The following is a 12,746-nucleotide window of genomic DNA, read 5'->3' on the forward strand; positions in this document are numbered from 1 at the left end:
TGGGCGGCACCCCGTGAGCGCCTTCCTGGAGCGGCTGCGGCAAGGGCTGCCGACGCTCATGCTCGGCATCCGCGGCAGCCGTACCTCCGAGGTCGTGCGGATGGCACACGCGACCGGCCACCACGCCGTCCTGGTCGACCTGGAACACTCCGTCATGTCCACCGATGTGGCCGCGCAGCTCTGCTCGGCCGCCGACAGTCTGGGAATGACGCCGCTGGTGCGAGTGCCGGAGCGCGAATACGGCATGATCGGTCGGCTCCTGGACGGTGGCGCCCACGGCATCGTCGCCCCGCGGGTCGAGACGGCGGACGAGGCACGGCAGGTCGCCCGCGCCTGCCGGTTCCCGCCGCGCGGGCAACGCTCGCAGACCGCCCAGGTGCCTCAGTACGGCATGCGTCCGGTGCCCGCCAGGGAGCTGAACCCGGCGCTCGACGCCGCGGCCGTGGTGCAGATCCTCATCGAGACCCCGGCGGGGATCGCCAACGCCGACCACATCGCGCAGGTGGACGGCGTGGACATGCTCGCGATCGGTGTCAACGATCTCACCGCGGAGCTCGGCAGGCCCGGCGCCTACGACGATCCGCGAGTGCTCGACGCGATCGCCACTGCGGCCGCGGCCTGCCGTACGCACGGGAAGTTGCTGGCGGTCGGCGGCATGCCCGCGGCCGGTCTCGCCGGTGTCTGCCCACTCCGAATCACCGGTATGGACTCCGCCCTGCTCTTCCAAGCCATCGGCTCTGCCGCGAAGGATGCGTCATGACCCTTCAGACCACGCCCATGCGGGCCACGACGAGCAACACCCGGCCGGGTTTCACGATGCCACCGCTGAGCTGTGACGCCCATTTCCACGTGTTCGAGCCCGGCTACGCACATGTTCCCGACCCGCTCTACACCTTTCCCGACGGCGCACTCGACCAGTACCTTCGCCTGGCCGGCTGGCTCGGCATCGAGCGGATGGTGCTGGTGCAGCCGACCTTCTACGGCACCGACAACAGCCTGCTGCTCGACGTGCTGCGCAAGGTGGGGCCGCGCTGCCGCGGCGTGGTCCGGATCGAGGACTCCGTGAGCGACGCGGAGCTCGACCGCTTCCACGAGGCGGGGGTGCGGGCGATCAGGCTCGACCTGTTCGCCCGCGCGTCGTGGCGCACCGACGAGCTCATCGCCTACATCCGCGCGATGGCCCAGCGCGCCAGGCCGCGCGGCTGGCACCTGCAGTTCTACACGCCGGGCGCGGTCGTGCGGAATCTCCTGCCCTTCCTCGCCGAGCTCGAACACACCTTCGTCATCGACCACATGGGGTACGGGATGGACCTCGACGGGCTGCTGCCGCTGCTCGCGGGCGGGCACTGCTATCTCAAATTGTCGGGGCCGTACCGGCTGGCCAAAGACGGGCCGCTGTCGGCCGTCGAGCCGCTGGCCCGCGCGCTGGTCGAGACCCACCCCGACCGGCTGCTGTGGGGCTCGGACTGGCCACACCTGCCCGACGGCCAACGCGACACCGGCGAGTTGCTGAATCTGCTGGCCGATTGGGCGCCCACCCCGGAAGATCGCCACCAGATCCTCGTTGAGGCGCCCGGGAGGCTGTTCTACGGGCAGTAATCTCGGTGATGGGGAGGTATCTGGTGAAGTCCAAGCGTACCGAGGCAGAGCTCAAGGACGCCGCGCGGCGGCTGTTGACCCGCAAGAGCTATGCCGAAATCAAGATCATCGATATCACCGCGGAGGCGGGGAAGGCAGTGGGCTCGTTCTACCGCTATTTCGAGGACAAGGACACCCTGCTCGCCTCGCTGGCCGGGGACTTCCAAACGGCGCTGCGCTCCCACGTCGTCGATCACCTCGGTCACGAGCACACGCTCTCCACGACCGACGACATCCGCCGCCACGTCGGCGCGTACTGGGCCACCTACCGCGAACACCTGCCGGAGATCGTCGGTATCTTCCAGGCGTCCATGTCCAGCGGAACCTTCCGCCACATCCACGACGAACTACGCCAGCGCCACGTGGAGAACTGGACGCGGCACATCCGCGAGACCGACACCCCGGCGGCCAGGAGCGAGGAGAGCGCCCGGCTGGCGGCGCTCGCAATATCCTGCATGCTGGAGTCCTTCTGCTACCACCGCCTCGCGGAGAACCCGGGAGGCGACGACGACGAGGCCATCGAAACCCTGACCCAGCTGATCGCCAGGGGGTTGCTGGGGTGACCGGTGGGTGACCGGGGTCCTTGCTGAAAGACCACTGAAGATCTTGAAGACCACTGAAGATCTTGCGTTCCGGCTGCGTTCCGGCTGCGTTCCGGCTGCGTTCCGGCCGTGACGAAGTCAGACTTCTGGGTCATGCAGGGGGAGTGGGCCGGGGACCCGCTCGTGGTGGCCGTCTATTGACAGACCCGGACGGGCGGCTCATCCAAGCGTACGTTTCGACGAGATCGACGAACCCCGACCGGAAGCGTCGCAGGCGCTGATCAAGGTTGAGACAGCCTCGCTCAACTTCGGCGAGCCTGCCTTCGCTGCCCGGCAGAAGCGAGGTCGCGTCCGCGCAGGTGGTGTACGAGTGTTTGAGATCGGTACCTGCGTCGCGCCTGGCTGATCGCCGTTGAAAAGCGTGGCGTAGTACGTGGGGAAAAGCGTGGCGTAGTACGTGGGGAAAAGCGCGGCGAGGGCGGTGGAGTGGTGTGCGACCGATCTGACCTGCGTATTCGTTGAAAATTTCGCCGATACCACCGGGACCCCATTGTCGGAAAGCAGAGGAGTAAGCAAAGATCGACGGGTTGATCCACTGTGGTAGGGGCCGCAGCCCCCCGTCGAAGGGTAGACAAGTGATCAGGTCTGTTACGAAGGTCATCGCCGTGACGGCCTTAGCCGCCGGCGTTCTCGCGGTCAACCCGGCATACACGGCGTACGCGGCCTCCGCCCCCTACACTCCCGAGGGAGTCTGCGGGGCGGGGTTCACCCGGGTGAAGGACGGCATCCGCCCCCTCAAGTCCGGACGTGACACCTTCGGCTACGTCTACCTCATGTACAACCGCAGCACCGGTTACAACTGCGTGGTCAGTATCAAGACCGCCTTCTACCGGACCGCCACCTACACCACCGCCACCCTGAAGGTGGAGGGCGGCAAGTCGAAGACCGACGCGGGCAAGTTCAAGTACTACGCCGGGCCGGTCAAGCTGAAGGCCCGTGGCGATTGCGTCTCGTACTGGGGCAGCACCCGAGACACCCGGCTGGACTACGCCGAGGCGACCGGCGGCCGCAAGACCTTCGGCAACTGCGGATAGCGAGACCTCAAGCGCCGGGGCCACACCCGGTCCCTCGCCCCCAACCTGACGGTTCCAAGTGGTGTGGTAGGTGCTGGAGGTCACCGTTCACCCGGCGCCGGCAGTGCCCGCGCAGCGAGTCGGACCACCTGGGGCCAGCCACGTTAGAGGGCTGGTCGGAGTCATGATCAGCGACCGGTTTTCAACTGGGTTTCCAAAACACTGACTGTTGACTCCGGCGGCTGCTCGACCAGTTTGTTTTCGTTCTGCCAGTTGACACTCTGGTGTACATGTACTTAGCGCGCGTCGTAGTCTGGACGGGCGGAGCTTGCCTTCCAGGCAAGGGCCCGCGCATGGGGAGAGGCCCCGACCAGGCCGCCAAACCAAGATCGAGGCCCCTCTGGGATGTGATGCGGGTTCAGCTAGGCCGGCTGCCTAGTTGGGCACGATCACGCGCAGCGCCCAATCCACCACGATGAGAACCGCTCGGACAACGAGCAGGTGCGCCTCCGTGGAGTCGGCCGCCTTGCGACGTGGCTTTCCCGCCATGGGGGGTTACCCCTCTCTGTGGGCCTCGGTGATCCTGAGATCGGCCGTGAGGCCCGTCCCGGTCGATCCGGGCGTACCGGCCGAAGCAGAGATGGCGCTTAAAACGACGCTGGAGTCAGCGTAATCGGCCTTTCCCGTCTGCGCCTTCACCGTCTGGCCTGTCCGTCCGGTGAAGGCGCGTCAGATGCCGAACGGCGCGGCGTAGCGGACGATTCCGCCGGGCAGTGGGCGGCAGCGGCCGGTGTCGAGAGCGAGGGCCATCAGGGCCTCGTCCGGGACGTCGATGGTCAGGCCGATGCCATGGGCGGAGGCACGGGTGAAGCCGAACCGGGGGTAGTAGGCCGGGTGCCCCAGGACGACGACGTAGTGCTCGCCCATGTCCGCGGCCGCCTTCAGGGCGGCACGGACGGTCGCAGAACCGGCGCCGCTGTTTTGCCGCTCGGGCCGGACGGCGCACGGGGCCAGGCACAGGGCCGGGGTGTCGCCGATGTGACAGCGGGTCAGCAGTGCGTGGCCGACGAGATCGCCGCTCTCGTCCGCGGTGACGAGGGACAGTCCCTCGATCCACGCGGCCGGGTCGGCGCGCAGTGCGTCGACGAGGTCGGCCTCCTCCGCGGTGGGAAAGGCGGCAAGGTTGATCTCACGGACGGCGGGGATGTCGGCGCCGGTCTCGGCGCGCGTGATCCAGGTGTTGCGCATGATCGCTGAGGATCCGTTTCGGAGTGATGTTCGTGTGGACACCCCGCGGGCTCACGCTCCCGAAGGAGGGCAGGCCGGATGAGATCAGGCCGCGGCCCGGGACGCGAGGGAGACCCGGACGCTGCACATGGCGGGCCTGAGCGCGGTCATCGACCCCACCTCCCTGCTTCTCCGCTCCTGGTCGAACACGAACGGAAGCCAGTTTACAGAGGGGGATGGAACCGCTGGCGCATCGGATGTAGACGTGGTGCGGGCCAGGCCTTGGCGGAGAGTGCAGATCCCAGCCATGATCTCGAAATGTCACCGGAGTGCTGACGCGGGTGTCCTACGCTGCGGCGGGGCTTCCGTTCGGGCCTGTCCGGAAGATCCGGGGCGCCTCACTCCTTCGGACTGTTACCACCCTAGCGAGTGGTCTGTCCGGAATCTCTGGAGCACCTCGGTGTCGATCGCTGCCTGCGTCGCGGTCGGCGTCGGCCTGGTGATCGCCGGCCTGAGACCGCGCCTCAACGAGTACCGCCAGCTGTACCTGACCTCTCAGGTCAGAACACCTAGCCGACGTCGCGGCGGCGGAAGCCGTACAGGCCGGCGATGGCCAGCGCTGCGGCGATCGCGGTCATGGCCGCCAGCGGGGTCGCCGAGACCTCGCCGCCCGGCAGTGTGGGCAGGTGGCTGAAGGGTGACAGGTCCAGCAGCACCTGGGGCAGCTCCAGTAACGCGCCCACCTGGCCGAAGAGCAGGAACAGCGCCAGGACCGCCCATGCCGCGGCGACCAGGCGGGGCAGCAGGCCGAACAGGGCGAGGGCCAGACCGGAGAAGATCCATACCGCGGGGAGCTGAGCGAGAGCCGCGCCCAGCGTGGCAGGCAGGTGGGCGGCTATGTCTCCTGAGGCTGCGCCGTACGACAGACCGACGGCCAGGCCGGTCACGGCGAGGACCGCCGCCGGGCCGAGCACGGCGAACAGCATGTGGCCGGCCGCCCAGCCGACGCGGCTGACCGCGGTGGCCAGCAGCGGCTCGGCGCGGGCGAGGCTCTCCTCGGTGCGCAGCCGCAGCGCGGCCTGGATGGCGTAGCCGGACACGGCGATGCCGAAGATGCTGATCAGCGCGGCGATGAACAGGTCGGCCGGGTCGGTTCCGCCGCCGAGCCGGTTGAGCATCTCCATGATCTGGGCGTTTTGCCGCAACGCGGAGGAGGCGGCGTCGGCGGCGCTGCCGATCACCGCGCCGAAGACGGCGAAGCCCGCGCACCAGGCCAGCAGCAGCCCCCGGTGCAGGCGCCAGGCCAGTGCGAGCGGACCGGCCAGGCCGGGCGCGGCCTGCGCGGGACCCAGCCGGGGCGGCAGCAGACCGGCCGCGATGTCGCGCCGGGCGGCCAGCGTGTAGGCGGCGTAGCAGGTCACCGCGATGAAGGCGGCGAACAGGGCCAGCGGCCACCACTCCTCGCCGGCGAAGGGGCGCAGTTTCTGCCCCCAGGCGATCGGCGACAACCACGACAGCCAGGAGGCGTCGGTGGTGTCACCGGCCATCCGCAGCAGGAACGCCAGCCCGAGAGCGGAGATGCCGATCACCCGAGCCCCGGAGGCGCTCTCGGTGAGCTGGGCGGCCACCGCGCCGATCGCGGCGAAGGCGATGCCGACCAGGGCGTAGTCGAGCCCGGCCGCCAGTGCGCCGGCCACCGGATACGTCCCGGCGAGGGAGCCGGCCACGATCAGCCCGGCGATCACGTTGGCCGACGCGACGACGATGAGGGCGGCGGCCAGCGGGGCGTGGCGGCCGAGCACGGTGGAGCCCAGCAGCTCGCGGCGTCCGCTCTCCTCTTCTGCCCGGGTGTGCCTGATCACCGTGAGCAGGCCGGCCAGGCCGAGGATCACCGGAACGAATCCGGCACGCCACACGCCCAGTGCCGCCACGTGCCAGTCCAGCAGCGGGCCGTACAGGGCGAAGAAGGCCGGAGTGGCACGCATGGAAGCGGCGAACGACTGCAACTCGGCGTCGGTGGAATAGAGCCCGCCGATGGCGGAGATCTGGGTGACGGGCATGATCGCCAGAAGGAGCACCCAGATCGGCAGGATCACGCGGTCGCGGCGCAGAATCAGCCGGACCAGCGCTCGCGTGCCCGTCATCAGCCGTCCAGCCGGGCGTAGTGGCGCATGAACAGCTCTTCCAGCGTCGGCGGCTGGCTGGTCAGCGTGCGCACGCCCACGCTGGTCAGCTGGCGCAACGCCGCGTCGAGCTCACCGGTCGTCACCTGGAAGGTCACCCGGTTGCCGTCGACACGAAGGTCGTGCACGCCGTGCAGGCCGTTGGGCGACCCGGCCAGCTCCGCGGTGATGGTGGTCCTGGTCAGGTGGCGCAGCTCGGCGAGGGTGCCGGTCTCGACTATGCGGCCGTCGCGGATGATGCTCACCCGGTCGCACAACTTCTCGACCTCGGCCAGGATGTGGCTGGACAGCAGGATCGTACGGCCCTGCGCGCGTAGTTCGCCGACGCACTCGGTGAAGACCGCCTCCATGAGCGGGTCGAGCCCGGAGGTCGGCTCGTCGAGCAGGAACAGCTCGACGTCGGAGGCCAGCGCGGCCACCAGGGCGACCTTCTGCCGGTTGCCCTTGGAGTAGGCGCGGCCTTTCTTGCGCGGGTCCAGCTCGAAGCGCTCGATCAGCTCGGCCCTGCGCCGGGGGTCCAGGCCGCCGCGCAGCCGGCCGAGCAGGTCGATGACCTCGCCGCCGGACAGTCCCGGCCAGAGGGTGACGTCGCCGGGCACATAGGCCAGGCGGCGGTGCAGCTCGACGGCGTCCTTCCACGGGTCGCCGCCGAGCATGGAAGAGCTGCCCGCGTCGGCGCGCAACAGCCCGAGAAGGACGCGGATGGTGGTGGACTTTCCCGCGCCGTTCGGGCCCAGGTAGCCATGCACCTCGCCGGCCCTGACCTCAAGGTTGAGGCCGTCCAGTGCGGTCGTCCGGCCGAACCGTTTGGTCACGCCGGACATGGAGATGACGTTACTCACGCTTTAGAATGTACATAGTCTTCACAGGTTCGTGAAAGATGTGAAGACACTAAACTACGAATCCTTGACGCGGGGTGAGAGGGGCAGGATGAGGGACGAGGAAGCGGTGCGCCAGTTCGTCGAGCGGCTCAGCCGGATGCTGGCCGACTGGGGCTTCCCGCCGATGGCGGGCCGGGTCCTGGTGACGTTGTCGGTCGCGGAAGAGGACACGCTGAGCGCCCCCGACCTGGCCGAACGCCTCGACGTCAGCCCGGCCGCCATCTCCGGCGCGGTCCGCTACCTCATCCAGCTGGGGATGGTCGCCCGGGATCCGGTGCCCGGATCCCGGCGCGACGTCTACCGGCTGCTCCACGACAGCTGGTGGGAGGTCGCGCTGACCAAGGTCGGCCTCTACAAGACCCTCGCCGACATGGTCGACGAGGGCATCGAGGCGCTCGGCGGACCGCAGACCCACGCCGGGCACACCATGACCGAGCTCCGCGACTTCTACCTGTTCATGCACCGGGAGATCCCTATGCTGCATGACAAGTGGCGCGGGACGCACTAGCGGCGGCTGTCACGGGGACGATCCGACTCTGTTCCCCGAACTCGCGGCGGCTGTCCGCGGCCTTGATCTGTCCCAAGACGAGATTGGTATCCTCCGGGCACCCGTCAGGCGTCGAAGCGGCGGCGGGAGGCCTCGATGTGACCGAGGTACTGGTGGGTCCAGTCGCACATTCTGTGGACCGTCTCTCGTAGGGCTTGGCCCGGCTCGGTGAGGGTGTACTCGACCCGCGGCGGCACGGTGGGGTACACGTTCCGCTCGGCCAGGCCGTTGCGCTCCAGCATGCGCAGGTTCTGGGTGAGCATCTTGTGGCTGATGCCCTCGATCTCATTCCGCACCCCTGGTGAACCCCAGCGGATTGCCGGAAATCGATGTCTACCGGCAGGTGTCGATCGCGACCGGGTCGAAGCTGGTCTTCATCGCCGGGCAGGTCGCCTGGGATGCCGATGGGGTCACGGTCGGCGAAGGCGATCTCGCCGCTCAGGTCGAGCAGTGCCACCTCAACATCGGCACCGCCCTGGCCGAGGTCGGTGGTTCCTTCGACGACGTGGCGAAACTGACCGTCTACGTCGTCGACTGGACCCCCGACAAGATGCCCCTGTTCCTGGAGGGGGTCACTCGGGCGGCCACGAAGCTGGGGATCACCCCGGTGCCGCCGGGCACGCTGCTGGGCGTTGCGGCACTGGACGTCCCCGACCATCTGGTCGAGGTCGAAGCCACCGCGATCCTCGACTGAACAGGTGACCCTCGCCCTGAGCTTGTTCTTGACCTCGGGCCTCGAACGGTGTCTCGAACTGGTTCGCCGGTCTCGAGTGTGGCGACGGTGTGGAGGTATGGGGCAGGTAGCGTGCAAACCGTCGCACGGACGGGGCATCGCCCCTACCGTCGCAAGGTATGCAGACAGTGGATGTACTGGTCGTGGGTGCGGGCCTGGCCGGCCTGCGCACAGCCCGTCTGCTCGCGCGACGGGAACTGAACGTGATGGTGGTCGACCGTCGTAGGTCGCTGTCGACGGGCATCCGCACGACAGGGATCTTCGTGCGCCGCACCCTCGATGACTTCGACCTGCCGGACCACCTGCTCGGGCCAGGTGTCCGGGATGTGCTGCTGTATCCGCCGTCGCGGCGGGCACCGATCCGGCTCACCAGCGACCGGGACGAGTACCGCGTGGCCGACATGGCGGCCGTCTACGAGCACGCGCACCGCGCGGCGGAGTCGGCCGGAGCACGGGTCCTCCTGGGCGTACGGTATGTCGACGCGTCGATGGGTTTTGTGCGGTTCGCGGGTGCGGAACCGGTGACGGCCCGGTTCATCGTCGGCGCGGACGGCGCCCGCTCCCGGGTGGCCCGTGATCTCGGTCTTGATGTCAACCGGCGCTTCCTCGTCGGTGCCGAGATCGTCCACCCGGTCGCGTCGGGCACGACCGACCCGGTGTTCCACTGTGTGCTGGACCCCCGGGTCGCTCCGGGGTATCTGGGATGGGTCATCGACGACGGCCGGCATGCGCATGTCGGCGTCGCGGGATATCCGGACGCGATGCGCACCGGCATCCGCCACCTGCTGGACGCCTTCGCCGCGGATGCGCCCGGCCGCGTGGCGCCGGCCGGGCCGATCGAGCGCCGAGGTGGTCCGATCCCGGTCGGCGGTCTGCTGCGACGGTTGGCGTGCCCCGCCGGACTGCTCGTCGGAGACGCGGCGGGCGCGGTGTCGCCGCTGACGGCCGGTGGGCTGGACCCCTGCTTACGCATGTCCGAACTGGCCGCGGCGGTCACCGCCGGGTACCTGCGTACCGGCGACCAGCGCATGCTGAGCCGGTACGACGGGGACGTGTTGCGGGCCCGGTTCCGAGGCCGGCTGTTGCTGCGCCGCGTGTTCGCCGGCATTCGATCCCCCACTGCGGCAGAGGCGGCGGTGACCGTGCTACGCGGTCGTGCCGGTCGTGCCCTGGCGGCGCGGATCCTGTTCGGCTGACCCTGGCGCCGGCCACCTGAGCCACCTGTCCACACGCGCCCGGACCGTCGCCGGTGCCCTCGCCGGTTTCGCCGTCGTGGGCGGCGCGACATCGACGAGGCCGTCGCCGAAGCCGACCTCAAGGCCGTCGCCGGGCAGTTCGGCTGACACCCTTGGCAGCGCTGGAAGGATGTGACCGTGGACCGCCGTGGTTTCCTGCTCGCCGGGCTCGCCGTGGCCCTCACCGGGTGCGGTCCCTCCGGCATGAAGGGATTTGCTGTGCTCAACGAACAGTTGCTGACCGCCGCCGCCCAAGGCGACGTGGCCAAGGTCCGCGAGGCGATCGCGAACGGGGCCGACATCGAGGCCCGGGACCCGCAGCGCCGTACCGCCCTGCTGCTCGCCGCGGCGGCCGACCATGTGGAGGTCGCCAGGGTCCTGGTGGCTGCGGGCGCGGATCCGAACGCGCTGGATTTTCAGCACGACACGCCCTGGCTGGTGACAGGGGTGACCGGCGGCGTGGCCATGCTTCATGCGCTGCTCCCGGCCAAGCCGGACCTGACCATCAGGAACCGGTACGGCGGGGTCTCGCTGATCCCGGCATGTGAGCGCGGTCATGTGGACTACGTGCGCGAGGTGCTCAAGACGGGTATCAACGTCAACCACGTCAACGACCTGGGCTGGACCGGACTGCTGGAGGCGGTCATTCTCGGCGACGGCTCCGCGCCGTACCAGGAGATCGTGGGTCTGCTCATCGCGGGAGGGGCCGACGTGAACCTGGCCGACAAGGAGGGCACGACCCCGCTCCAGCACGCACTCGACAGCGGTCAGAGTGAGATCGCCGTCATCCTCCGCGCCGCCGGAGCACGATAACCCGTTTTTGCGGGTCGAGGTGCTATTGATCATCCTTCGTGCATCGAATGCGATGTGTGGAACTGCCGTTGGGCATGGACGAAACGCTGCGCCACAGTGATCGTGGAGAGCGCGGTGAGCACCCAGAGGGTGACCTCCAGGGCCCAGATCAGCCCCAGACCGCCGAGCAGGGCGCCTACTCCTGCGATCTTGAGTCTTAGGTACCGGTGTGCGATCCCGATTTCTCCCGACACGCCGAGACCCTCGGCTCGGGCCCGGACGTATGAGACGAGGTAGGCGGCGACCAGGCAGCACAGGGCGGCGGCGGCACGGGGCCTTCCGCTACCGGCCGGCCAGAAGGCCAGTGAGGTAAAGATGACACCGTCGCCGATCCGGTCCGACGCCGAGTCGAGTAGTGCCCCGAATCGGGTGCCGCCGCCGCTCAGGCGGGCCATCATCCCGTCCAGTGCGTCGCACAGCGAGCCGGCCGTCACGATGGCGGTGGCGATGAGCAACTGGCCGCGGGCGGCGAAGCCGACCGCCCCGGCTACCGTGCCGAGCAGGCCGAGCACCGTCATCGCGTTGGCCGACACACCCGCATTGAGCAGTAGCCGGGCGGCGGCGGAGCGGGTCCAGGTGATCACTTCGGCCGCCCTCAACGGCTTTCCTTCGAACCTGGAACGTCCGGAGCGTCGTAGCTCGCGGCCGGTACGTCTCCAAGAAGGTGTATCCGGCCGGTCAGTCCGTCGATGCTCACCTGCTGCCCGTCCTTGATCACCTTGGTCGCGCCGTACACGTTGACCACGGCGGGCAGGCCGTACTCGCGGGCCAGGATGGCCGCGTGCGAAAGCTGTCCGCCGATCTCGGTGATCAGGCCGCCCAGTAGCGGGAAGACGGCGGTCCAGCCGACGTCGGTGGATCGGGTCACCAGGATCTCACCGCGCCGTATCCGGGCCGCCGCCCGTGGATCCAAGACGACGCGGGCGGTGCCCCGTACGCTGCCGGCGATACCGGTGAGGGGGCGGCCTTGTGCCGGCATGGCACCCGGAGAAGCGCCTGGCGTGGCGGGAGAAGCGCCTGGCACGGCCCCCGGAGAAGCGTCTGGCGCGGCGGGAGAAGGGCTGAGCGGGGTCCCGTCGGCGCTGACGACATCAGGAGCCTCGACGTCGAACCAAGCGGTGAACGTCTGGCGCCGCAGGCGAACCAGGTCGATGAGGTTCAGGCCGGCCGCCGCGGGTGAACCATGCTGGATCACCCGGATGATGTCGTCCAGGGTGAGGAAGAACACGTCGTTCACGGCTGCCAGCCAGCCGTGTCCGGTCCAGCGTTGGCCGAAGCGGACGGCGATCTGGCGAGCAGGGTAGGACGCCTTGATCGCCGAGTCCTTCCCGTTGTCACGGAGCCGGATGGCATCGTGTGCCCGGAGTAGTACGGAGTGGAACATCCGCCGGCGGATCGGGCCGAGGTGAGCGTTTGCCCAGGCGACCGCCTCCACCCGGTGCCGGCGCTGGATCGCCGTGCTCGTGGCGAGGTCGTCCTCGCCCGGGGGCAGATAGCCGGCGAGTAGCTCGATGACGAGTTCCGGCGCGTCACGCCAGCGCGGATAGAGCCATTCGGCCTCGTTGGCGCACCGGTAGCCGTGTTCGTCCAGGAACTCGTCGAGCAGCCGCAGGACCGGCTCGGAGCGGGCAGCTCCCGCAGCCGGGACAGCGCGGTCACGGCGTCCGTGCCGAGTATCTCCTGGACGAGCCGGGCTTCGTGAACCGCATGCGCGATCCGGGACAGCGCGGCGCCGAGCTCGGCCGACCTGATTCCGGACAGCCCTCCGATCAGCCAGTACGTCATCTCGGGGCGGTCGAACCAGCGGGTCGTCAGCCGCTCCAGCATGGCGATCG

14 protein-coding genes are annotated in these 12,746 nt (G+C 69.0%); 8 read left to right on the forward strand and 6 right to left on the reverse strand.

Annotation, left to right across the window (positions count from 1 at the left end; all coding sequences use genetic code 11):
• Positions 1–13: 13 nt before the first annotated feature.
• The 4 genes from OIE13_RS34865 to OIE13_RS34880 all read left to right on the forward strand — a co-directional run bounded on the left by OIE13_RS34865 (position 14) and on the right by OIE13_RS34880 (position 3,274).
• The gene (locus tag OIE13_RS34865; protein WP_326644978.1) at positions 14–760 is read left to right on the forward strand and encodes an HpcH/HpaI aldolase family protein; all 747 of its coding nucleotides are present in this window, start codon (positions 14–16) and stop codon (positions 758–760) included.
• The gene (locus OIE13_RS34870; RefSeq protein ID WP_326644976.1) at positions 757–1,599 is read left to right on the forward strand and encodes an amidohydrolase family protein; all 843 of its coding nucleotides are present in this window, start codon (positions 757–759) and stop codon (positions 1,597–1,599) included. The genes OIE13_RS34865 and OIE13_RS34870 overlap by 4 nt, the downstream gene beginning before the upstream one ends.
• 23 nt (positions 1,600–1,622) lie before the next feature.
• Positions 1,623–2,201 carry a TetR/AcrR family transcriptional regulator gene (locus OIE13_RS34875; protein WP_326644974.1) on the forward strand — a complete coding sequence of 193 codons (579 nt, stop codon included), beginning with the start codon at positions 1,623–1,625 and terminating at the stop codon, positions 2,199–2,201.
• A 614-nt stretch (positions 2,202–2,815) separates the two neighbouring features.
• Positions 2,816–3,274: a hypothetical protein gene (locus OIE13_RS34880; protein WP_326644972.1), complete on the forward strand. Its 459-nt coding sequence runs from the start codon at positions 2,816–2,818 to the stop codon at positions 3,272–3,274.
• A 708-nt stretch (positions 3,275–3,982) separates the two neighbouring features.
• Here the strand turns inward: OIE13_RS34880 and OIE13_RS34885 are convergent.
• The 3 genes from OIE13_RS34885 to OIE13_RS34895 all read right to left on the reverse strand — a co-directional run bounded on the left by OIE13_RS34885 (position 3,983) and on the right by OIE13_RS34895 (position 7,487).
• The gene (locus OIE13_RS34885) at positions 3,983–4,501 is read right to left on the reverse strand and encodes a GNAT family N-acetyltransferase (RefSeq protein ID WP_326829304.1); all 519 of its coding nucleotides are present in this window, start codon (positions 4,499–4,501) and stop codon (positions 3,983–3,985) included.
• Between the two features lie 548 nt (positions 4,502–5,049).
• Positions 5,050–6,624 carry an ABC transporter permease gene (locus tag OIE13_RS34890; protein ID WP_326829305.1) on the reverse strand — a complete coding sequence of 525 codons (1,575 nt, stop codon included), beginning with the start codon at positions 6,622–6,624 and terminating at the stop codon, positions 5,050–5,052.
• A complete protein-coding gene (locus OIE13_RS34895) occupies positions 6,624–7,487 on the reverse strand; it encodes an ABC transporter ATP-binding protein (RefSeq protein ID WP_442816080.1) in 864 nt (287 codons plus the stop codon). Before OIE13_RS34895 ends, OIE13_RS34890 begins: the two co-directional genes overlap by 1 nt.
• 106 nt (positions 7,488–7,593) lie before the next feature.
• Here OIE13_RS34895 and OIE13_RS34900 point away from each other — a divergent pair, with 106 nt between their 5' ends.
• Entirely contained in the window at positions 7,594–8,052 is a 459-nt protein-coding gene (locus OIE13_RS34900; RefSeq protein WP_326829307.1) for a GbsR/MarR family transcriptional regulator, read from the forward strand.
• Between the two features lie 104 nt (positions 8,053–8,156).
• Here OIE13_RS34900 and OIE13_RS34905 read toward each other — a convergent pair whose 3' ends face one another.
• The gene (locus OIE13_RS34905) at positions 8,157–8,387 is read right to left on the reverse strand and encodes a winged helix-turn-helix transcriptional regulator (RefSeq protein ID WP_326644962.1); all 231 of its coding nucleotides are present in this window, start codon (positions 8,385–8,387) and stop codon (positions 8,157–8,159) included.
• Between the two features lie 20 nt (positions 8,388–8,407).
• On the opposite strand from OIE13_RS34905, the gene OIE13_RS34910 reads away from it, so the two are divergent.
• The 3 genes from OIE13_RS34910 (at position 8,408) to OIE13_RS34920 (ending at position 10,872) form a co-directional block, all read left to right on the forward strand.
• On the forward strand, positions 8,408–8,785 hold the full coding sequence (locus OIE13_RS34910) for a RidA family protein (protein WP_326829308.1): 378 nt from the start codon (positions 8,408–8,410) through the stop codon (positions 8,783–8,785).
• A 158-nt stretch (positions 8,786–8,943) separates the two neighbouring features.
• Positions 8,944–10,020, forward strand: coding sequence for an NAD(P)/FAD-dependent oxidoreductase (locus tag OIE13_RS34915; RefSeq protein WP_326829309.1), 1,077 nt, complete (start codon positions 8,944–8,946; stop codon positions 10,018–10,020).
• Positions 10,021–10,197: 177 nt separating this feature from the next.
• A complete protein-coding gene (locus OIE13_RS34920) occupies positions 10,198–10,872 on the forward strand; it encodes an ankyrin repeat domain-containing protein (RefSeq protein ID WP_326644956.1) in 675 nt (224 codons plus the stop codon).
• Between the two features lie 29 nt (positions 10,873–10,901).
• Here the strand turns inward: OIE13_RS34920 and pgsA are convergent, their stop codons facing one another.
• Together pgsA and OIE13_RS34930 are read right to left on the reverse strand one after the other, a co-directional pair.
• On the reverse strand, positions 10,902–11,510 hold the full coding sequence (pgsA, locus tag OIE13_RS34925) for a phosphatidylinositol phosphate synthase (RefSeq protein ID WP_326829310.1): 609 nt from the start codon (positions 11,508–11,510) through the stop codon (positions 10,902–10,904).
• Positions 11,507–12,295, reverse strand: coding sequence for a PEP-utilizing enzyme (locus tag OIE13_RS34930; RefSeq protein ID WP_326829311.1), 789 nt, complete (start codon positions 12,293–12,295; stop codon positions 11,507–11,509). The genes pgsA and OIE13_RS34930 overlap by 4 nt, the downstream gene beginning before the upstream one ends.
• Between the last annotated feature and the right edge of the window lie 451 nt (positions 12,296–12,746).

This window comes from Streptosporangium sp. NBC_01810 (assembly GCF_035917355.1).
In the GTDB taxonomy this organism is placed as follows: domain Bacteria; phylum Actinomycetota; class Actinomycetes; order Streptosporangiales; family Streptosporangiaceae; genus Streptosporangium.